This window comes from Sorangium sp. So ce1036, from assembly GCF_051369805.1.
GTDB classification, from domain to species: Bacteria; Myxococcota_A; Polyangia; order Polyangiales; family Polyangiaceae; genus Sorangium; species Sorangium cellulosum_F.
This window is the reverse complement of sequence record NZ_JBBMOX010000001.1, coordinates 3,642,141-3,663,041: the sequence shown is the minus strand read 5'-3', so window position 1 is coordinate 3,663,041 and position 20,901 is coordinate 3,642,141. Positions and strand designations below refer to the sequence as shown.

The 20,901-nt window shown below is 75.2% G+C and carries 12 protein-coding genes; 6 read left to right on the top strand and 6 right to left on the bottom strand.

Annotated elements, in window-relative coordinates; genetic code table 11:
- Positions 1-563: 563 nt before the first annotated feature.
- Positions 564-1,325 (bottom strand): polyphosphate polymerase domain-containing protein, encoded by a 762-nt coding sequence (locus WMF31_RS14090; RefSeq protein WP_436606559.1) that lies wholly within the window; start codon positions 1,323-1,325, stop codon positions 564-566.
- Positions 1,326-1,596: 271 nt separating this feature from the next.
- Between WMF31_RS14090 and WMF31_RS14085 the strand changes: the two genes are divergently transcribed.
- From WMF31_RS14085 to WMF31_RS14070, 4 genes are all read left to right on the top strand, one after another.
- On the top strand, positions 1,597-2,259 hold the full coding sequence (locus WMF31_RS14085; RefSeq protein WP_436602432.1) for a DUF47 domain-containing protein: 663 nt from the start codon (positions 1,597-1,599) through the stop codon (positions 2,257-2,259).
- Entirely contained in the window at positions 2,256-3,263 is a 1,008-nt protein-coding gene (locus WMF31_RS14080; protein ID WP_436602431.1) for an anion permease, read from the top strand. Before WMF31_RS14085 ends, WMF31_RS14080 begins: the two co-directional genes overlap by 4 nt.
- A gap of 124 nt (positions 3,264-3,387) precedes the next feature.
- Positions 3,388-6,156 carry a cation-transporting P-type ATPase gene (locus tag WMF31_RS14075; protein WP_436602430.1) on the top strand — a complete coding sequence of 923 codons (2,769 nt, stop codon included), beginning with the start codon at positions 3,388-3,390 and terminating at the stop codon, positions 6,154-6,156.
- A 105-nt stretch (positions 6,157-6,261) separates the two neighbouring features.
- Positions 6,262-7,698: an amidase gene (locus WMF31_RS14070; protein ID WP_436602429.1), complete on the top strand. Its 1,437-nt coding sequence runs from the start codon at positions 6,262-6,264 to the stop codon at positions 7,696-7,698.
- A gap of 116 nt (positions 7,699-7,814) precedes the next feature.
- Here the strand turns inward: WMF31_RS14070 and WMF31_RS14065 are convergent, their stop codons facing one another.
- Entirely contained in the window at positions 7,815-8,549 is a 735-nt protein-coding gene (locus WMF31_RS14065) for a hypothetical protein (protein WP_436602428.1), read from the bottom strand.
- 218 nt (positions 8,550-8,767) lie between these two features.
- On the opposite strand from WMF31_RS14065, the gene WMF31_RS14060 reads away from it, so the two are divergent.
- Positions 8,768-9,523 (top strand): glutathione S-transferase, encoded by a 756-nt coding sequence (locus WMF31_RS14060; RefSeq protein WP_436602427.1) that lies wholly within the window; start codon positions 8,768-8,770, stop codon positions 9,521-9,523.
- 21 nt (positions 9,524-9,544) lie between these two features.
- Here WMF31_RS14060 and WMF31_RS14055 read toward each other — a convergent pair whose 3' ends face one another.
- The 3 genes from WMF31_RS14055 to WMF31_RS14045 all read right to left on the bottom strand — a co-directional run bounded on the left by WMF31_RS14055 (position 9,545) and on the right by WMF31_RS14045 (position 19,039).
- On the bottom strand, positions 9,545-11,002 hold the full coding sequence (locus tag WMF31_RS14055; RefSeq protein WP_436602426.1) for a cytochrome P450: 1,458 nt from the start codon (positions 11,000-11,002) through the stop codon (positions 9,545-9,547).
- A 52-nt stretch (positions 11,003-11,054) separates the two neighbouring features.
- On the bottom strand, positions 11,055-12,251 hold the full coding sequence (locus WMF31_RS14050) for an SDR family oxidoreductase (RefSeq protein WP_436602425.1): 1,197 nt from the start codon (positions 12,249-12,251) through the stop codon (positions 11,055-11,057).
- 155 nt (positions 12,252-12,406) lie between these two features.
- On the bottom strand, positions 12,407-19,039 hold the full coding sequence (locus WMF31_RS14045; RefSeq protein ID WP_436602424.1) for an SDR family NAD(P)-dependent oxidoreductase: 6,633 nt from the start codon (positions 19,037-19,039) through the stop codon (positions 12,407-12,409).
- 378 nt (positions 19,040-19,417) lie between these two features.
- Between WMF31_RS14045 and WMF31_RS14040 the strand changes: the two genes are divergently transcribed.
- A complete protein-coding gene (locus WMF31_RS14040) occupies positions 19,418-19,957 on the top strand; it encodes a MarR family winged helix-turn-helix transcriptional regulator (protein ID WP_436602423.1) in 540 nt (179 codons plus the stop codon).
- A gap of 7 nt (positions 19,958-19,964) precedes the next feature.
- On the opposite strand, the gene WMF31_RS14035 is transcribed toward WMF31_RS14040, so the two are convergent.
- On the bottom strand, positions 19,965-20,858 hold the full coding sequence (locus WMF31_RS14035) for a LysR family transcriptional regulator (protein ID WP_436602422.1): 894 nt from the start codon (positions 20,856-20,858) through the stop codon (positions 19,965-19,967).
- Between the last annotated feature and the right edge of the window lie 43 nt (positions 20,859-20,901).

Here is a 20,901-nt window from a genome sequence, read left to right as displayed (position 1 = left end):
GCGTGGGCCCTTGGCGGCGTGATGAGGCCGAGAGCGCGGGGAGGGCCGCGCAGCGCCCGCCGCGATCCAGCGGCGGCCGCGAGGCATGCCGCGATCTCGCGCGCTGCTCGTACCGCCGGACGAGAATGGTGTCCGAGCGCGCCCGTCAGTACCCCACCGAGGCCTGAAGAAATATCCAGACACATCGATTCAAGCGGCTGAGAGGCGCTCTTGCTCGTGAGGCGCGGGTATCCACCTCGTGGGAAACGCTTGCAATCGGCAATGGCGCTCTTGTGTCCTGGCGGCTCAGCGCCTTTCTGTCGAATTCCCTCCTCCAGGGCACGAAGCGTCGTCGTCCGCGACCCCCGCCGGGCTCCGGGGATGTGCTCGGCACCGGCACCCCGTGCGCGAGGGCGACGCTCGCTTGGCTCGAGAGCTGCCGCCCGAGGGGATCCACGCGCCCGGGGCACCTCGCCCCCTTCACCGCGCAGGATGCGCGCGCTCTTTCGCGCGGAGCGCCCGCCGCGCTGACCGTGGACCAGGCGGCGCCCGGCGGCCGATGACGAAGACGGCGGATCGGCGGCTCACCCGCCGCGCCGGAGCATCCGCGGCGAGCGCTCCCCCGGCAGCGTCAGCTCCGCGTTCACGCCGTAGCAGTACTTGGAGAACGAGTAGCGGACGAGCTCGAGGCGCTTGACCATCGCGACCATCCAGGCCGGCGGCCGACGCTCGAACTTGAGCTCGAGCACGGTGATGGGCTCCGCCGTCCGCGTCTGCACCGTGTGGTCGATGGGCCGCCACCTCCGGGGGTCCGCCTCCAGATCGAGCGTCTCCCGGCTCTGCACCGTGATCTTGGTGTCGAACGTCAGCCGCGCGTACGACTCGAGCTCGCTGATGTACGCCTCCCGCACGTACTCGACGAGCACCACGGGGCGGATGTGGTGGCGGTGATACGGGGCGAGGAAGCGCAGGGCCGCCTTCCGCGCCGAGGGCGGCAGCGCGGCGAGCGCCGCCTCGCGCCCGGCCAGCACGTCGCGCCACAGGTCCGCCGGCACGGCGGCGCGCGTCTTGATGATGACGTCCAGCCGCCGCCGCTTGACCTCCAGGAACACGGGGCTCTTCGTGCTCCCCGGGTACATGCGGGCGCGCAGCTTGAAGCGATCCCCCTGCTCCCGCTCGTTGGCCCAGTAGAGGTCGAAGCGGTCCGTGTCGAAGTAGAGCGACCGGATGCGGTACGTCCCGTCCGGCCCGGCGTACTTGTCGATCCGCGAGGTCGTCTGCACCGTGGCCCGGATCGCCGGGATGAGCCGATCCGGGATCAGATATTTGTACTCGTAGCGTTCGATGATGTTGTCCAGGGCCGTCTCTCCTCAGGGCGCGACGCGAGCGGCGTGCTCTCGCGATCGAACGACGGGTCCTCCAGGGATGCGCTCCGTCCCGTGGGGGACGAAGGCGAACCGCCCGTCTGCCGGGCGGCTGCATGCGCGATGAAATATTAGCACGAGAGAGGATCAACGCATCTCCCTGCGTGCTCGATCGTAAAAGCCGGCGGCGGACCCCGCAAGAGGCGGGCGCGTGACCCATGTTTGCGATCATGAACGAGGAGGTTTTGTTTGTTTGCTCGCGTTGACGTACCCGGCGACGCCGCGGTACGACCGCGCCATGGGATTGACCCAGGACTCTTTCTTCTTCGACGCCCTCTCCGAGCACGCACAGAAGAGCGTCACCGCGAGCAAACTCCTCCTGGACATGCTCGACCGGCCCCAGGACGCCCCGGGCATCGCCAGGCAGATCAAGGAGATCGAGCACGAGGGAGACCGGATCACGCACCGCTGCCTCGCCGCGCTGCACAAGACCTGGATCACCCCCCTCGATCGGGAGGAGATCCACGCGCTGATCGCCCGGCTCGACGACGTGCTCGACTGCATCGAGGCCGCCAGCGAGCGTATCGTCCTGTTCGAGATCGAGAGCGCGATGCCGGGCGCGCGCCTCCTCGCGGAGTCGCTCTTGGCCGGGTGCACCGCCATGAGCTCGGCGACCGGCCTGCTCCGCAACATGAAGGACCGCGACCGGCTGCTCGCGCTCTGCGTCGAGATCAACCAGCATGAGAACGCCGCCGACACGCACTACCGCGAGGCGCTGGCGGCGCTCTTCAAGCAGGGCAACGATCCGCTCCTCGTGCTGAAGTGGCGTGACATCTACGACCAGCTCGAGGACGCCAGCGATCGGTGCGAGGACGTCGCCAACATCATTGAGGGCGTGGTGCTCGAGCACGCATGACGACCTACATCCTCGCCATCATCGTGGTCGCGCTGATCTTCGACTTCATCAACGGCTTCCACGACGCCGCCAACTCCATCGCCACCGTGGTCTCCACGCGGGTGCTCTCCCCGCGCACCGCGGTGATCTGGGCCGCGCTCTTCAACTTCATCGCGTTCGCCCTGTTCGAGCCGACGGTCGCCCGCAACATCGCCAAGGGCGTCGAGCCGGCCTTCGTCACCCCCAACGTGATCCTCGGCGGCCTCTCCGGCGCGGTCATCTGGAACCTGCTCACCTGGTGGTGGGGCCTGCCGTCGTCGTCCTCGCACGCGCTCATGGGCGGCCTGGCGGGCGCGGCCGTGACCAACGCCGGCCGCGTCTCGGTGCTCGACTCGAAGATCTTCGGGATGACCGCGGCGTTCATCGTCGTCTCGCCGCTCGTGGGCTCCGTGATCGGGTTCGCGCTGATGCACGCCATCCGGTGGCTCGGGCGGAGCTGGACGCCCCGGAGCGTGGACGTGCGGTTCCGGCGGCTGCAGCTCGTCTCGGCGGCGGCCTACTCGCTCGGGCACGGCGGCAACGACGCGCAGAAGACCATGGGCATCATCACCGCGCTGCTCGTCTCGGCGGGCGTCCAGGAGGGCGGCGAGAAGATGCAGCCCATGCTCTGGGTCGTGCTGGCCTGCCACGCCGCGATGGGCCTGGGCACGCTCTCGGGCGGGTGGCGGATCGTCAAGACCATGGGGATGAAGATCACGAAGCTGAAGCCCGTGGGCGGCTTCGCCGCGGAGAGCGCGGGCGCGGCCACGCTCTTCGGCGCGACCGCGCTGGGGGTCCCGGTGAGCACCACGCACACCATCACCGGCGCGATCGTCGGCGTCGGCGCCGTGGGCGGCCGGCTGTCGGCGGTTCGCTGGGGCGTGGCCGGCCGCATCGTCTGGGCCTGGATCTTCACCATCCCGGCCTCGGCGCTGCTCGCCGCCCTGACCTACGCCGCGGCCCGCGCGGTGACCGGCGCGCCCTGAGCGGGGCCGCGGGCGACGAGATCGATCGCCACCGGGGCCCGCTCGGTGTCGCTGCGGGCCTCCTCGATCAGGACACGTCCGGTGCCTGGCCGCCCTCTTGCCAAAGGCTAAGATCCGCGTCGCAATGAGCGGCACGAATCAGGAGCGCGCCCGTGCGGGCGTCGACCAGGGCTGGCATGCCCGCCCCGTCGAGGAGGTCGTCGCGGAGCTCGGGAGCAGCCTGTCCCACGGGCTGGACGGCGCGGAGGCGAGGCGCCGGCTGGACCAGCACGGGCCCAACGCGCTCACGCCGCGCCGAAAGCAGGGGCCGCTGCTCCGCTTCCTGCTGCAGCTCCACCAGCCGTTGATCTACATCCTCATCGCCGCCGGCGTCGTCACGCTGGCGCTGGGCGAGCGCGTGGACGCCAGCGTGATCTTCGGCGTCGTGCTCGTCAACGCGATCGTCGGCTTCGTGCAGGAGAGCAAGGCCGTGTCGGCGATCGAGGCGCTGGCCAGGACCCTGGTCGCCGAGGCGACCGTGCTGCGCAACGGCGAGGCCAGGCGGATCCCTGCGGCCGGGATCGTGCCCGGCGACGTGGTCCTCCTGCAGTCGGGCGACAAGGTGCCGGCCGATATACGCCTGGCCCACGCGCGCGAGCCGCAGATCGATGAGTCCGCGCTGACCGGAGAGTCGGTGCCGGTGCCCAAGCAGGCCGAGGCGCTGGGCGAGGACGTGGTGCTCGCGGACCGCAGGAACATGGCCTACGCGTCGAGCCTCGTGACCTACGGGCAAGCCAAGGGCGTCGTCGTCGCCACCGGGGACCACACCGAGGTCGGCAAGATCTCGACCCTGATCTCCACGGTCGAGGAGCTGAAGACGCCGCTGGCGCGCAACATCGCGCGGTTCAGCCACGTCCTCCTCGTGATCATCCTCGGGCTGGGCACGCTGACGGTCGGCGTCGGGACGTCCGTGCGCGGGCAGCCGTGGGGAGAGGCGTTCATGGCCGCGGTGGCGCTGGCCGTGGCGGCCATCCCCGAGGGGCTGCCGGCCGTGGTCACGATCATCCTGGCCATCGGCGTGTCGCGCATGGCGCGCAGGCGCGCGATCATCCGCAAGCTCCCCGCCGTCGAGACGCTGGGCAGCACCACCGTCATCTGCTCCGACAAGACCGGGACGCTGACGGAGAACCAGATGACGGTGCGCCGGGTCGTCGCGGGCGGCGAGCCCTTCGAGGTCTGCGGCGGCGGGTACTCGCCCGAGGGCGAGATCTCGCGCGGGGAGCGGGCGATCGGCGCCCACGACGCCGGAGAGGCCCTCTACGAGACGCTGCGTTGCGGCGTGCTCTGCAATGACGCGCTCGTCGTCGAGCGGGAGGGCCGCTGGGCCGTCGAGGGCGACCCGACGGAGGGCGCGCTGCTCGTCGCGGCGCGCAAGCTCGGGCTGAAGCGGGACGAGGTCGTCGAGGCCGCGCCGCGGCTGGACTCGATCCCGTTCGAGTCCGACCGGCAGTACATGGCGACGATGCACGACGCCGGCCCGGGCGCGCCGCGCGTGGTCTACCTCAAGGGCTCCGTGGAGCGGACGCTGGCCCGCTGCTCGGAGGCGCTGCGGGCCGACGGCTCCGCAGGCCCTGTCGAGCGCGAGCGGATCGTGCTGGCGGCCGAGGAGATGGCGAGCACGGGGCTGCGCGTCCTCGCGTTCGCGCGCAAGGCGCTCCCCGCGGACGCGAGCCAGCTCGATCACGCCGACGTGGCAGGCGGAATGACGTTCCTCGGGCTCCAGGGCATGATCGATCCGCCGCGGCAGGAGGTGATCGCGGCGGTGAGGGACTGCAAGAGCGCGGGGATCAGCGTCAAGATGATCACCGGCGATCACGCGCTGACCGCGGCGGCGATCGCGAGGGAGATCGGCCTCACGGGCGAGGTCGACGGGGATGGCGCGCTCCGCGCCATGACCGGCCGCGAGCTGGAGGGCTGCGACGACGAGCGGCTGGCGGAGGCGGCGAACCGGGTCGCCGTGTTCGCGCGGGTCACGCCCGAGCAGAAGCTGCGCCTCGTGCGGGCGCTCCAGGCCAGCGGGCATATCGTGGCGATGACCGGCGACGGCGTCAACGACGCCCCGGCGCTGCGGCAGGCCAACATCGGGGTGGCCATGGGCCTCGCCGGGACCGAGGTGGCCAAGGAGGCCGCCGACATGGTGCTCACCGACGACAACTTCGCCTCGATCAAGGCCGCGGTGGAGGAGGGCCGCGGCGTGTTCGACAACCTGACCAAATTCATCGCCTGGACGCTGCCGACGAACCTCGGCGAGGGGCTCGTGATCCTGATGGCGATCGTCCTCGGCACGCAGCTCCCGATCCTGCCAGCGCAGATCCTGTGGATCAACATGACCACGGCGGTGCTCCTGGGCATGATGCTGGCGTTCGAGCCGATGGAGGAGGACGCGATGCGGCGCCCGCCGCGCGATCCGGACGCGCCCATCCTGAACCAGCCGCTCGTCATGCGCATGGGGCTCGTGGCGCTGATGATGCTCTTCTCGGCGTTCGGCCTGTTCTTCTGGATGAGGCGGTCAGGCGCCGGCCTCGCCGCGTCCACCACGGTGGCCGTCAACGCGTTCGTGAGCATCGAGATGTTCTACCTGCTCAACTGCCGCTCGCTCACGCGCTCGGTGCTCCACCTCGGCCTCCTCAGCAATCGCCCGCTCGTCCTCGGGCTGCTCGGGATGGCCGCCCTCCAGCTCGTGTTCACCTATGCGCCGGTCATGAACCGCCTGTTCCACACCGCGCCGATCGGCTGGCTCGAGTGGCTGCTCATCCTGGTGGCCGGGGCGCTGACCTGGGCGGTCGTGGGCTTCGAAAAATGGGTTCGCATGCGCACCGGCCGCACCGCGAGATCCCGCGGGATGGCGCTGTAGGCCGGCAGGACCGGCCGTCGCGCGCAGACCTGCGCGGGCGCGAGCGCGGCAGCGGCGCTCGAGAGGCCTGATCGGAGTCCGGTGAAACGGTGTAAGAGACCGCCCATGAAGATCTCCGAATACACCGCGTTCGACGCGCTCGGCCTCGCGGAGCTGGTCCGCCGCCGGGAGGTCACCCCCGCCGAGCTGATGGACACGGCCTCGGCCGCGATCGAGCAGGTCAATCCTGCGCTCAACGCGGTGATCGCCTCGCTGCGCGACGACGCCGAGCGGTCGCTCCGCGCAGGGCTGCCCGACGGGCCGTTCACCGGGGTGCCGTACCTGGTGAAGGATCTGGGCCTCCTGGTCGCGGGCACGCCCACCGGCATGGGATCTCGCCTCTTCCAGGGCGTCGTCTCGCCCGCGGACGACGAGCTGATGACGCGCTTCCGGCGCGCGGGGCTCGTCGCGCTGGGCAAGACCAACACCCCGGAGCTCGGCCTCAACGTGGTCACCGAGCCGGTCGCGCACGGGCCGACGCGCAACCCGTGGCGACCCGATCGTACGCCCGGCGGCTCCAGCGGCGGCGCGGCCGCCGCGGTGGCGGCCCGGATGGTGCCCATGGCCCACGGCAACGACGTCGCCGGGTCGATCCGCATCCCCTCGTCGTGCTGCGGCCTCTTCGGGCTGAAGCCCTCCCGCGGGCGCATCCCGACCGGGCCGGTGGAAGGAGAGGTCCTGCTGGGCATGGCCGCCGACCACGCGCTCACCCGCTCGGTGCGGGACAGCGCCGCGCTGCTCGACGCGATCGCCGGGCCGGACGCGGGCGCGCCGTACTTCGCGCCGCCGCCGGCGCGGCCGTTCCTGAAGGAGGCGCGCACGCCCCCGGGTCGGCTGCGGATCGCGCTCATCGAGGCGGCCTGGAGCGGGGCGCCGGTGCACGACGAGTGCAAGCGGGCGGCGCGCCGGGCCGCGGCGCTGTGCGAGGAGCTGGGGCACGAGGTCGCGCCGGCGCGGCTCGAGATCGACTGGGAGCGGGTCCGCTTCGCCTTCAGGATGCTGCTGTCGTACCAGGCCCACCTGCTCGATCGCGTCTGCCCGGCGCTCGGGCTCGCGCCGGGCCGCGACACGCTGGAGGTCGCCACCCTGGCCATGGCCGAGGCCGGGCGCCGGATGAGCGCCGTGGATCTGCACGAGGTGATCGTCGCGCGAGACCTGATCACGCGGCAGGTGGGGCAGTTCTTCACGCGGTTCGACGCCGTGCTCACGCCGACCCTGGCCACGCCCCCGATCCCGCCGGGCACGCTCGACGCGAACGATCCGGCCCTGGATGTCGAGACCTGGCTGGACCGCTGCTTCGTCTTCGCGGCGTTCACGCCGCTGTTCAACGTGACCGGGACCCCGGCCATGTCCGTGCCGCTCCACATGACCGCCGACGGCCTGCCGGTCGGCGTGCAGTTCGCCGGCCGGTACGCGGACGAGGCGACTTTGCTGCGGCTCGCCGGGCAGCTCGAGCAAGCGGCGCCGTGGGCCGGGCGCCGCCCCGGGATCTGCGCGGCGTGAGCGGCGCCGCGCCGGCGGCGACCGCGGGGCGCCCGGCCCGCGCTCGACCGGTCCCGGCGCGGTCGGCCCCGGGCTCGGGGGCGCGCGGCGCCGCCGGAGACGCGGAGCGCGGGCGCTCAGAACACGACGCGCAGGCCCACGCCCAGAGGGCCTGCGCTCGCCGGCGCGGCCGCCGCGCCCGGGCCGACGAGGAGGCGCGCGCCGGCGGCAGGCGCGCCGATCTCGACGTCCTTCCGCACCCGCCGGCGGCCGAACGCGAAGAGCGGCAGGCCCACGGCGACCGCGGCGGCCCCCGCGATCGCGGTCGCGACCGCCGCGTCGTACCCCGGGCGGCGGCCGTGCACGGGGACGTCCTCGCCGCGGGTCGCCACGATCACCGAGATTCCACCGAGCACGGCGGCCCCGCCCAGGCTCGCGAGCACGATCCCGGAGACCGTCATCGCGGTGCTGTACCGCTCCGTCGTCCGCGCCTTGAACTCGTCGAAGGCCCACGCCGTCACCTCGAGATCCGCCTCGATCCGGCGCAGCCTGGCCTGCTGCTCCTCGTCCGGGCCGATCCGCTCGAGGACGGCGATCTGGCGCTCAAGCGCCGCGATGCGCGCCTCGTACGCGGCGACCGTCTGCTCCCACGTGGCCCCCGGCGGGACGCCGGGCAACGCCGGCCCGGCCTGGGGCGCGGACGACGGGGGTGAGAGGGCCGCTGCGTGGCCCTCCGGCGTCTGCGCCGTCGCGCTCGACGCCGGCGCGGCGGCGCCGAGGATCAGCGCGCCCGCGGCGAGGCGAGCCCGCGCCGCGCCGCGACGCCCGGGGAGCGCGCGCCGGCGCGCGGGATGGGAAGGGCCTCGTTCCATCGATCCGGCCTCACGCCCTAACAGAGCACGAGGGCGATCGCCAATTTCGCCCGTCACCCGTGCGGACCGCAGGGCTGCCGCGAGGCGCGCACCGCCCTGGCAGGGCGACGAGCCGCCGCGCGCGCAGCACGGGCTCCGCGGCCCCGCCGCGTCTCCGTGTCGTCGTGGCCCAGCGTCGTCCCGGGGCGTGCGGCCGCCCGTGATAGGCTGCCGGCACCATGACCGAGCTCTTGGGCCTCGTGTTCTCGCCGTGGACCGAGAAGGCGCGCTGGGCGCTCGACGTCCGGCGTGTCCCGTACACCTTCCGGCACTACCAGCCGATGATCGGCGAGCCGGCGCTCCGGCTGAAGCTCCGCCGGCTCAGGGGGCGCGTCACCGTCCCGGTGCTCACCACCGACGACGGGCGCGTGCTCACCGACTCGGCGGACATCGCGCGCTGGGCCGACGGGCGCGGCGAGGGCCCGGCGCTGTTCCCCGCGGAGCACGAGGCCGAGATCGCGCGGCTCGTCGCGCTCTCGGAGCGCGCGCTCGACGCAGGGCGCGCCCTCACGCTGTCGCGCATGCTGGCCGACGACGAGGCGCTCGCCGAGATGACGCCGCCGCCGATCCGCCGCAGGCTCGGACCCCTCGCCCCGCGGCTCGGCGCGCTGGGGATACGCCGCACGCTCCGCAAGTACGACGGCCACAGGACCGACGGCGAGGCGCACCGGCGAACGCTGGTCTCCGCGCTGGAGGAGATCCGCGCGGCGCTCGCGCGGCGGGCGCCGGCCGAGGACGCGCCGAGGACGCTCCTCGGCCGCTTCACGTTCGCCGACATCGCGATGGCCCAGGCGCTCGTGGGCGTGGAGCCGCCGGCCGAGCTGAAGCTCGGCCCCGCCGGCCGTCGGTGCTGGTCCGATCCCGAGCTGCGCGAGCGCTACGCCGACCTGACGGCGTGGCGCGACGCGCTCTACCGCGCGTTCCGGGCCCGCTGACCGGAGAGCGCGCGCGTCGGGTCAAGCCCGGGCGGCGTGCGGGCAGCCGCCGTGCTGCAGGGCGGCCTCCGCGGGCTGCCCCTTCCCCTGCCCCGCCGGCGTCGCGCGCGCCGCCCTCACCGGCTCTCGCCGCCGGCAGAGCATGCGCATGCCGTTCACCGGCTGCAGCGAGATGAAGCCGCGGCACCGCGGGTCGAAGCCCGGGACCAGCCGGAGCCGGTAGCGCTGCAGCGCCATCGCCACCATGATCTTGCCCTCGAGCTGCCCCATGAACTCGCCCAGGCAGATCCGCTGGCCGGCGCCGAAGGGGATGAAGGCGAGCTTGTCGTCCGCGCCTCGCCGGTGGTCCGCGAAGCGCTCGGGCAAGAACCGCAGCGGATCGCGCCAGAACGCCGGGTGCCGGTGCGTCACCCACGGGACGATGGCGACCGTCGATCCCGCGGTGACGGGGTGGCCGCCGAGGACGTCGTCCTCCACGGGGCTGCGGAGGATGAACGGCACGGACGGCAGGAGCCGGAGGCACTCGTTGAAGACCATGGCGAGGTAGGGCATCGACTCGAAGTCCTTCGCCGTCGGGGCGCGACCGCCGAGGACGCGATCGATCTCGTCGGTGAGCCGGGCGCACACCTCGGGGTGCTGCGCGAGGAGGTACAGCGCCCAGGTGGCGGTGACGCTCGAGGTCTCGTGGCCCACCATCAGGATGGTCTTGATCTCGTCCCGGAGCTGCTCGCGGCTCATCCGCGCGCCGGTCTCGGGATCGACCGAGCTCATGAGGCGCACGAGCACGTTGTCCGCGTCGCCCGCGCCGCGCTGGTAGCCGTCGATGATGTCGTCGATCACGGCGTGCACGCGGTCCATGGCGCGGCGGAAGCGGACGTGGCTCGGCAGCGGCCAGGACAGGGGCGGGTTGACCAGCGAGTACATGCGCCGGAGCGCGATCGAGAGCGCGTACTTGAACGCGCGGCGGACGGTGTCCGTGTGGGCCGAGAGCGCGGCGCCGAAGAACGCCTCGCCCGCGATGCCGAACGTGACGTCCATCATGTCGTCGTTGATGTCGCGCTCGAACTCGCCCGCGTGGGCGTCCCAGCGCCGCAGCAGCGCCTCCATGTGGGCGACGATGATGGGAACGAACGTGAGGGTGTTGGCGTGATTGAACTGCGGCTGCACGTGCCGGCGCTGGCGCCGCCAGAGCTCTCCCTCGCTGTTCACGAGGCCCCACCCCAGCACCGGGACGAGCTCGTGATACCGCTTTCCCTTGGGGTAATTCCGGACGTTCGCGCGGAGGACGTGCGCGATGTCGTCCGGGTGAAACGCCAGGACGAAGTCCTCGGCGCCGGGCGCGCGCAGGCGCACGACGTCGCCGTACCGCGCGAAGAGATCCTCGTAATGGCGCATGTTGCCGGTCCTGAAGCTCGCCAGGTACCGCAGGCTGCCGAGCGGGCCGGGGCCCGGGAACTGCCGATCACGACGACGACTCATGACTCCTCCTTCCCCGTGAATGAACGCGAACCAGCGCCGGTACCCCGGGCCCTCAGACGCACAGCGAGCCGCCTCCGTCGACGGTGAGCGTCGCGCCGTTGATCCTCCGCGCCCCGTCGGACAGGAGGAGCAGGACGGCCTCCGCGACGTCCTCCTCGGTGCAGAGCCGCCCGCCCGGCGTGCGCGACTCCCAGTACGGGAGGATCCGCTCGTGGTCGGGGTAGCTGCTCGTCACGTGGCCGTAGATCGGGCCGGCAGCGACGCAGTTGACCTGCACGTTGCGCGGCGCGAGCTCGACGGCGAGCGCGCGCGTGAGCGACTCCACCGCGGCCTTCACGGCGCCCATGGCGCCGAAGTGCTCGAGGTACCGCGCCGATCCGTTCGAGGACAGCGCGACGATCCGCCCGCCGCCCTGCCGCTCCATCAGCCGCGCCGCGCGGACGGCGCACTGGTGGTAGCCGATGACGTTCGTGCGGAACGCGAGCTCCCAGTGCTCCTGGGTCGTCTGCTCGAGGGGGCCGAAGCGGCCGTTGGACGCGTTGCTGACGAAGTGGTGCAGCTCGCCCACGTCGCGCGCGATGGCCTCGAAGAGCTTGTCGACGTGCGCGGCGTTGGCGACCGAGCCCCAGACGTGCACCGCGTCGCCGCCCGCGCCGCGGATCTCGTCGGCGACCGCCTCGCCGTCGTCCCGCGAGTGGAAGCTGTTGACGACGACCCGCGCGCCGGCGCGCCCGAGCCGCGTCGCGATCACGCGGCCCAGCCCGCGGCTCGATCCGGTCACGAGGACCGTCTTGCCCGCGAGCGAGGCCCCGGCGACGGCGCCCGGCCGCCGCGCGGCCGGAGCCGCCGGCGCGCGCGCGTCGGGGCGCGTGACGCCGTATCCCGCCGGGTGGCCGCTCGCGTCCCCGGCGCCATGGCCCGCCACGTGGCCGTTCGCGTACCCGACGCCGTTCGAGGGCCCGCCGCCGTCCGCGACGCTGCTCCGCGGCGCCGCGCCGGCGCGCGCCGCGAGCGTGCGCGCGAGCAGGTCGGCGACGCGCGCCACCGTGCGGAGCTCGTCGGGCGCCGCCTTGAGCGCGCCCGGCAAGGCGAACTCCGCGCTCAGCGCCGCGAGGATCTCGCTGCGCTTCACGGAGTCGATGCCGAGATCCTGCTCCAGGTCGGCGTCGGGGGCGACGACCTCATCGGGGTAGCGCGTCATGCGCACGAAGACCGAGCGAACGTGTTCCAGCAGATCATGAGCGTGCATCGTCGAAACCTCGTGAGTTATGAGAGCCATTCATCGATGAGCGCCGACCGGCGGGACCGGCGCGGCCGCGACGAGCGCGAACGCGCGGGTCAGCACCGACCGGCCAAAGAACCCCGCCGCGCGCGCACGCGGACTGCGGCCGGCGGGCGGCGGCGTCACGACGCCCCCAGCGACACCGGCGCCACGTCGCGCGCGTCCGCGGCCACGCGCCCGACGACGCGCCCCTCGAGCCCCTCGACGTCGAGCAGCACGCCGAGGGACGGGTCGATCGCCTGCGCCCACGCGCTCAGGACGCGATCGCCGGCGGCGGGCGGGACCGTGGCGACGAGCTGGACGGGGCCGCCCGCCGCGCGGATCGCGAGGTCGTTCGCGGCCGCGCCGAAGCGGATCCGCGCGACGGAGGCCGCGGCGCACACCGGCAGCGCGCCCGCGTCGTCGCGGCGCAGGACGCCCAGCGTGAGCAGGGCGTCGAGCAGCAGGAACGGCGTCGCGGCCGCGCGCAGCCGCTCGAGGGCGCGGTCCGCCGGGGCGCGGAACCGGCCGGCCTTGAGCGAGGCCCCGAGCACGAACGAGCCGAGGTGATCGAACCAGCCCGCGTGCTGGAGCGGCGCGCCGCGGCTCACGTAGGGATCGCGGAGCGTCGGCCCCTCGACCCGCCCGGCGTGCCGCGGCGCGAGGTCGTCGCGCGCCGGGCCGAGCTCGACGACGCAGCTCGCGAAGACCACGTCGGCGCGGAGGACCACGCCCGACTTGTGGACGAAGTCGCCGCGCACCTCGACCGCGACCGCCACGCGGCCGCCGGCGAGCCGCTCGCGGCGCGTCGTCACCGTGCGCACGTCGCGGCCGGCCTCGTCGGGCAGGCGCAGGAGCTCGTGGAAACGCACGTCGCGGGCCTCGCGGACGAGGGCGCGGCCCTCCGCCGCGGCCTCGAGCGCGTGCCGGACGGCCAGCTCGACCAGGAACGCGCCGGCCGCGACGGCGCTGGAGCGCGCCCGGTGGTCGGCCAGCCACGGATCGACGCGCGGGTCGAGCGTCCACGCGCGGCCCTCTGCGCTCGCCGGCGCGCGGGCCGCCGCGATGCGCGGGGCGAAGCGCTCGATCTCGCTGTCGGTGAGCAGGACCTGGGCCGCGCCGGCGGGCCGCTCGGCCACGAGCTCCAGGAAGAGCCGCCGCCCCTCGTCCGGCTCGACGCCGCGGAGCCCGCGCGCCGCGCCGAGCGCGCTGTACTCCGACCCCGCGGTCATGCCGACGCCGTTCCAGCCGAGCCAGGCGATGCTGGACCACGGCCCCTCGTCCGCCTCGGCCGCGAAGTACGCCGCGGCGCGGTTCAGCGCCTCGTTGGCCGCGCCGTAGTCGGGCTGCCCGTCGTTCCCGAGCGCGCTGAACGCCGACGTGACGAGGTGGACGTGCGGGCGGGCCGCGGGCAGGTGGCGCGCGATGGCGCGGCGGAGGTGGCCCAGGCCCGCGAGCTTCGTGTCGACGATCCGCTCGAACAGCTCGAGCGACTTCGACGGGAGCCGGCTGGACGCCTGGATGCCGGCGCCGTGCACGATCAGATCGATCCGGCCGTACGCCGCCGCGACGGCCGCGATCGCCCGGTCGACGTCCTCGGCGCACGTCACGTCGACCGCGTGGTAGTCGACCGCGCCGCCGCCGCTGGCCCCTGCCCGCGCGCGCAGGCGCGCGAGGACCTGGTGCGCCTCGCGCGCCGCGCGGACGCGCGCGTAGCGCTCGCGCAGCGCGGGCATCCGCAGGCCTCGGTCGGCGCGCAGCGCCTCGGCGTAGAAGTCCCGCTCGTACGCGTCGAGCTCCGCGTCGGTCATCGCGAGCGCGCGCGGCGGGGCGTCCTCGAGCCGCGAGCGGCCGAGGAGCACGGCGCGGCAGCCGAAGCGCTCGATCAGGCCCTCGACGAGGTGCGCCGTGATGCCGCGCGCGCCGCCCGTCACGAGCGCGACCGCGCCCTCGCCGAGGGCGGGCGTCGCGCGCTCTGGCGGCCCCGAGGCGGCGCGGGCGAGCTGCACCACGTGCCGCGCGCCGCCCAGGTCGACCACCTCCTCGGGCGTGGCCGGCCGGGCGCGCCGCCACTCGTCGTGGAGCGCGCCGAGCGCCGCCGCGACCTCGCGCGCGTCCGCGTGGACGACCCGCACGTCGCCGCCCGGCAGCTCGCGCGCCAGCGACTTCACGAAGCCGCCGACCGCGCCGCCCTCGGGCGCGAGCCGCCCGGCCGGGTCCACGGCGCCGACGACGAGGGCGGCGAAGGCCACGTCGCCGCGCGCGATGGCGTCGTAGTAACGGCGCGCCGCGCCGAACAGCGCGCGCAGCGCCGGCCGGTACGAGCCCGGCGCGCCGTCGACGAACGCGCGCGCGTCCGCCGCCCGGGTCAGCACGGCGACCGCATCGATGTCGTCGGGCGCGAGGGCCTCGAGCGACGCGCGGAGCCGCTGCTCGTCGCGCGCGTCGATCCACGGGCCCGCGCCGCCGTCGGCCCCGGCGCCGCTCGCCGCGGGGTCTCGCGGGTCGCCGCTCGCCGCGGAGACGGCGTCCTCCAGGGGGGCGATGGCGAGGACGCGCGCGCGCTCCTCGGCGGAGCGCGCGGCGCGCCGCACGTCCGCGGCCAGCGCCGCGTCGGCGCACACGTAGAGGACGCGGGACGGGGCGCGCGCCGCGGGCGCCGTCGCCGGCGCGGGCGCGATCTCGGGGACGTACACGTGGATCGGCGTGCCCGTCGCGAAGCCCGTGGAAGCGGGCGCCGGCGCGACGCGGGCGGCGAGGGGCTCGGCGCTCGTGACATGGATCGCGCGGGGATCGGACGGCCAGCGCACGAGCGCGGCGCCGTGAGGACGCGCGCCCTGGATCGCCGCGTAAAGCTCGACGGCGCCCTCGGCCCCGCGCAGCCACGCGCGCCCTCGGCCGACCGCGAGCTCGCGGCCGGTGGCGTCGCCCTCCGCGCCTCCGACGCGGAGGCGCGCGAGCACCGGGAAGGCGTTGCGCGCGGCCGTGGCCTCGGTGCACAGCGCGACGAGCAGCGCCGCCTCGCCCAGAGGCCGCGGGTCCGAGGCCGCGGACGCCCCGCGCGCGACGTCGTCGCTGAAGGCGTTCACGGCCCCGGCGAGCACGACGTCGCAGTCCTCGTCGAGCACGAGATCGGCGATCGCGAGCGCGTCGAGCAGCGAGGCGCCGGAGGTGTCGACGACGAAGTTCGGCCCGCGCAGGCCGAGGACGTTGGCGACGCGCCCGGAGATGACGTTGGGCATGTTGCCCGGCTGCGTGTACGGCCCCGTCGCGGGGGAGCCCGCGCGGAGCGCGTCGACCGCCGCGCCGGCGAGCGCCGGGCGCACGCCGCGCGCTCTGAGCACCCGCGCCACGCGGTCGCGGAAGATCCGCTCGTTCGCGCGCGCGCCGCGGCGCGTCTTGCCCTCGTGGCCGACGACGACGCCGATGCGATCGCCGAGGTCGCGCGCGGGCAGCGCCGCGAGCGCGCGCTCCGCGGCCATCGCCGCGAGGAGCTGCGACGGGTCCATCGCCTCGAGCGCGTCGGGGAGGACCTTCGCGCGGCCCGGCAGCCGGAGCGCGCGCTCGTCGAACGCGAGGGCGTCCGAGGGCGCGTCCGCGGGCGCGCCGGAGGCGCCGGGGAACACCGCCCCCAGCCCGACGACGCAGAGCGCGCGGCGCGCGTCGCGCGGCCGCGGGCGCGGCGCGTGACGGCCGGGCTGGAACTCCTCGACGACGAGGTGGGCGTTGGTGCCGCCGAAGCCGAAGCTGTCGAGCGCGGCCCGCCGCGGGCCCGCGCCCGCGGCGGGCCACGGGGCGGCCGCCGTCGGGATGAAGAACCGCGAGCGCGCGAGATCGATGCGCGCGTTCGGCGCCTCGAACCCGTGCTGCGGGAAGATCGTGCGCTCGCGCATCGCGAGCACGACCTTGATGAGCGACGCGACGCCGGCGGTCCAGCCCGTGTGGCCGAGCAGCGACTTGACGCTGCCCAGGGCGACGCGCGGCGCGCCCGCCTCGCCGGCGAACACCTCCTCGAGCGCCTGGAGCTCGGTGGCGTCGCCGACCGGCGTCGCCGTGGCGTGCGCCTCGACGTACTGCACGGAGCGCGGCGCGACGCCGGCCCGCGCGTACGCGCGCCGCATGGCCAGGCTCTGCCCGCTGCGCTGCGGCACCGTGACCGACGGGCTCGGACCGTCGCTCGACACGCCGCTGCCGAGCAGCACCGCGAGGGGCCGCTCGCCGCGCCCCACGGCGTCGCCGAGCCGCTCGAGCACGACGACGGCGGCCCCCTCGCCGAACACGACGCCGTCGGCCGAGGCGTCGAGCGGGCGGCTGCCGGTCGCGGAGAGCCCGCCGAACTGCGAGAACTGGCACGCGTTCGGCGGGCCGGGCTGGTAGGCGCCGCCGGCGATCACGACGTCGGCGAGGCCGCGGCGCAGCATCGCGGCGCCCAGGTGCACCGCGTACATCGACGACGCGCAGGCCGCGTCGACGATCACCGCGCGCGCGCCGTCCCCGACGACGTCGCGCACGACGCGCGCGAGCGGCTCGAGGTGGCCGCGGCACGCCGCGCGCCGCTCGGCGTCGAGCCCGAGCCCGCCCGCGAGCGCGTCCACCACGGCCGCGCGGTCCGCCGGGTCCGCGCCGACGTCGGCGAGCGCCCGCTCGACGCCGAGCAGCAGCGTCGCCTCGTCGTGCTCGATCGAGCCGTCCGCCGTGGATCCGAGGATGCACGCGATCCTGAGCGGCGCGCGGCCCCTGAGCGCGGCCGCCTGCTCCCTGGCCTCGGCGAGCGCGCACGCGAGCATGCGGGCCGTCTTGGGCAGCCGCTCGAGCGCGCGGGCGTCGTACCCGGTGCGCCCCGCGTACGGCCCGAGCGCGTCGACGGCGCCGGTCAGCAGGCTGTAGGTCTTGTCGGCGGCGCGGCCGGGGCACAGGAAGTCGGCCGCGAGCTCCGGGTGTCGCTCGCCGCTGTCGACGATCCCGCTCGTCCCGGCGCGGAGCTGCGCGAGGTAGGCGTCGACGCCGCCGGCCCCCGGCAGCACCGCGCCCATGCCGACGATCGCGATCGGCTCCGCGCCCGCCGGCGCGCCTCCGGCCTCGCGCGGGCCCGCCGCGGGCGCGGCCGGGCTCGCGGGCGCGGCTTCCGCGCGCGGGCGGCCGCCCTCCCCGCCCTCGCCGGGGAGCGGCGCGACCTCCGTCAGCGCGCGCCCCGCGGCGCAGAGCGCCTCGACGACGCGCCGGTGCTCGGCCACGACGTCCTCCCCGGCTCGGAACGTCGCGATCATGCGCAGCCCCGGCTCCGCCGGCGCGCTCCGCCGCGCGAGCGCCGTCAGGGTGCCGCCGCCGCCGCACTCGACGAAGGTGCGGACGCCCGCGCCGACCAGATCGCGGACCGCCGCCCCGAAGTCGAGCGGCGTCACGAGGTGCATGGGCAGCAGGCGCGCGGGCGCGAGCGGCCCCTCGCCGTAGTACACGCGATCGAGGGGCGAGTACGTGGCCAGCGCGGGCCGCGCCGCGGGGATGCGCCCGAGCGCGCTCGCGAACGGACCGACCGCCGGCGCGAGCAGCGGCGAATGGAAGGCGTGGCGGCTCGCGAGCGCGGTGGCGCGGACGCCCGCGCCCGCGAGCCGCCGCGCGAGCGCCGCGATCCCGTCCGCCGAGCCCGACGCGACGGCCTGGTCGCTCGCGTTGACCACCGCGACGAACACGTCGTCCCGGCCCAGCGCCCGCACCTCGTCGCGGAGGCGCTCCTCGCTGGCGTGCGCCGCGAGCATGCGGCCGGGCGGCGCGTCGCGGAGGGCGAGCGCCCGCCGGCACACGATCTCGGCGGCCGTCGCGAGGGGGAAGGCGCCGCCCGCGGCGAGCGCGGCGATCTCCCCGAGGCTGTGCCCGGCCACGACGTCCGCCTCGAGCCCTGCGGACCGGAGCAGCGCGACGGCGACGTGGTCCTGGAGCAGGATGCCGAGCTGATCGAGATCGGGGCACGCCTCGAGGGCGGCCCGCGCGTCCGCCTCCCCCCGGGCCACGAGCGCCTCGATCGACGCGCCGAGCAGCGCGCGCGCCGCAGGCTCCGCCGCGGCGACGGCCTCCCGCGCCGCCGCGAAGCGCGCGTGGAGCGCGCGCAGGAGCGCGAGGTCGAACGAGCCCTGGCCGGGCAGCAGCAGCGCGATCTTCGCGCCGCGCTCGCCCCCGGGCGCCGGCCCGCCCGCGCGCGGAGGCTCCTCCGCCGCGCCCCACCGCGCGTGGTGCGGGCGCGACGCGTGCAGCGGCGCGCGCGCGACCTCGGCGCCGTACCGGCGGAGGCGCTCGGGGAAGAGCTCGCGCAGCGCGGCGCCGCCCCGCAGGGCGAGCTCGACGAAGCGCGGGTGCGGCACGCGCTCGTCGAGGGCCCCGACGTGCTGGGTCACCGACCTGGGCAGCGGCGCGAGCTCGTCGCTCGTCGCGGAGACGGCGACGATGCGCTGGTAGCCGCACGCCACGGGCTCGCCGTCGAAGCGGACCGTGCGGAAGTAGCCGTACGCGCTCGATCGCGTCACGGCGCCGAGCGACATGAAGATCGCGACGCGCTCGCCCACGCGGACCGGCGAGAGGTTCCGGCTGTAGCCCTCGGTGGTGAGCAGCCGGATCGCGGCGCGATCGTCCTCGTGCGGGAGCGTGCCGTCCGCGGCCTCGGCGAAGTAGAGCGCCTCGCGCGCGATGCACTGGAAGCGGAAGTTCGTGAGGTAGTGATGGCTCCCGTAGGCCATGCTGTCCTCGAACGTCACGCAGTACGGAACGACGAAGAACGCGTCCATGAATCCTCTCCACGCGGCCCGCCCGCGCGCTCGGGCGACGCACGCCCGGCGCCGCGCGCCGGCCGACGTGCCGTGCATCCCTCAGCGCCACGGTGCCCGGGCCGCTCGATTATGTGTACCTACACCTAAATGCGCGCGACGAGCCCGCGGCCGCCGGCCCCGCGCCGGCGCCGCGAGCGCGCGGCCGGCGTCACCGCGGCCCGGACGAGGGATCGTCAGGGCGCGCCGTGGCCGTCGGACCGCGAGGCGGGGCCAGCGCGTCGAGCGGACGGGACAGCCCCGCGACGCCGGATAGGTGTAGCTACACCTGTACAGATGTCAAGCAGCGGAATCCATGGGATTTGGCCGTTCGCCAGAAAACAGTGTATATACACTTTTATGGTCGACTTCTCCCGCGCCGCCCGGACCATCGCAGGCCAGTGCGCGCTGGTGCGGGTGCGCCGCGCGTCGCGCGTGCTGACGCGGCTCTACGATGAGAGCCTGCGGCCGGTGGGGCTCCAGGCGTCGCAGCTCACGCTGCTCGTCGCGGTCGCGACGTGCGGCGACGAGGGCGTGACGATCGGGGCGCTGGCCGACGGGCTGGTCATGGACCGGACGACGCTCACGCGGAACCTCGCGCCGCTGGAGAAGGCGGGGCTGCTCCGCGTGGCGCGCGCGCCCGACGACGCGCGCGTGCGCCTCGTCTTCCTGACGCGCCAGGGAGAGCGCGCCATCGAGGCGGCGTTCCCGCTGTGGGAGCGGACGCAGAAGCACGTCCGCGAGCAGCTCGGCGAGCGCGAGGCCGACGCGCTCCGCGAGGAGCTCGGTCGCGTCGTGGCCCTGGCCGCGCGGCCCGCCGAGGCGCCTGCCGCGCGCCCCGCCGGGGCGCCCCCCGTCAAGGCGCCTCCCGCGCGGCCTGGCAAGCGCCGAGCGAGGTGATCGCTCCTCAGCGCCCCCGCGCCGGGCGGCGGGCGAGCTCCGCCTCGACGAGCGCGCGGAACGTCGCGATCGCGGGGTCCGGCCGATCGCGCCGCCACACCGCGCCGACCCGGAAGATGGCCTCCGGCAGGGGCAGCCGCATCGGCGCGACGCGGGCAGCGCGCCCCTTCATCGCCGACGCCGGCAGCAGGGCCACGCCGATCCCCGCCTCGACGAGGGCGAGCACGGTGGCGAAATCGCGCGCCTCCTGCGCCACGCGCGGCCGGAAGCCGAGGTGCGCGCAGACGCGCAGCACGTGGTCGTGGAAGCTCACCGACACGGCGCGGGGCAGGAGCACGAACGGCTCCTCGCCGAGCGCCCGCGGGCCCGCGGCCTCGAGCGCCGCGGCGCGCCCGCGCGGCGCCGCGGCCACGAGCCGGTCGCGCACGACCTCGAGCGACGCGAGGTCGGGCGGCGCCGGCAGCCGCACGAAGCCCAGATCGAGCGCGCCGGAGCGGAGCGCGTCGAGCTGGGCGGGCGTCGACATGTCCTGGAGCTCGACGTGCACGCCCGGCGCCCGCTGGCGGAAGCGCACGACGACGCGCGCCACGAGCGCGGCCGTCGCGACCCCGAAGCCGAGCCGCAGCGCGCCGGCCTCGCCGCGCGCGATCCGCCGCGCGCGCGCGAGCGCCTGATCCACGTCCCGCAGGAGCGCGCGCGCGTCCTCCGCGAGCTGCCGCCCGAGCGCGGTGGGCGCGACGCCGCTGCGGCCGCGCACGAACAGGGCCCCGCCGAGCTCGTCCTCGAGCTGCTTGAGCTGCTTGCTGAGCGCGGGCTGGCTGATGTGCAGCGCCCGCGCGGCGCGCCCGAAGTGCAGCTGCTCGGACAGCGCCGCGACGGCGCGGAGGTGGTGCAGGTCCATTCGATTCCTTCACGTTATCGATCCGGCCGCGACATGTCATTGG

Excerpts from the sequence above, each read along its gene's own strand:
- WMF31_RS14045 (WP_436602424.1), bottom strand. The coding sequence starts at position 19,039 with ATGGACGCGTTCTTCGTCGTTCCGTACTGCGTGACGTTCGAGGACAGC.
- WMF31_RS14055 (WP_436602426.1), bottom strand. The coding sequence starts at position 11,002 with ATGAGTCGTCGTCGTGATCGGCAGTTCCCGGGCCCCGGCCCGCTCGGC.
- WMF31_RS14080 (WP_436602431.1), top strand. The coding sequence starts at position 2,256 with ATGACGACCTACATCCTCGCCATCATCGTGGTCGCGCTGATCTTCGAC.
- WMF31_RS14060 (WP_436602427.1), top strand. The coding sequence starts at position 8,768 with ATGACCGAGCTCTTGGGCCTCGTGTTCTCGCCGTGGACCGAGAAGGCG.
- WMF31_RS14065 (WP_436602428.1), bottom strand. The coding sequence starts at position 8,549 with ATGGAACGAGGCCCTTCCCATCCCGCGCGCCGGCGCGCGCTCCCCGGG.
- WMF31_RS14040 (WP_436602423.1), top strand. The coding sequence starts at position 19,418 with ATGGTCGACTTCTCCCGCGCCGCCCGGACCATCGCAGGCCAGTGCGCG.
- WMF31_RS14070 (WP_436602429.1), top strand. The coding sequence starts at position 6,262 with ATGAAGATCTCCGAATACACCGCGTTCGACGCGCTCGGCCTCGCGGAG.
- WMF31_RS14075 (WP_436602430.1), top strand. The coding sequence starts at position 3,388 with ATGAGCGGCACGAATCAGGAGCGCGCCCGTGCGGGCGTCGACCAGGGC.
- WMF31_RS14050 (WP_436602425.1), bottom strand. The coding sequence starts at position 12,251 with ATGCACGCTCATGATCTGCTGGAACACGTTCGCTCGGTCTTCGTGCGC.
- WMF31_RS14035 (WP_436602422.1), bottom strand. The coding sequence starts at position 20,858 with ATGGACCTGCACCACCTCCGCGCCGTCGCGGCGCTGTCCGAGCAGCTG.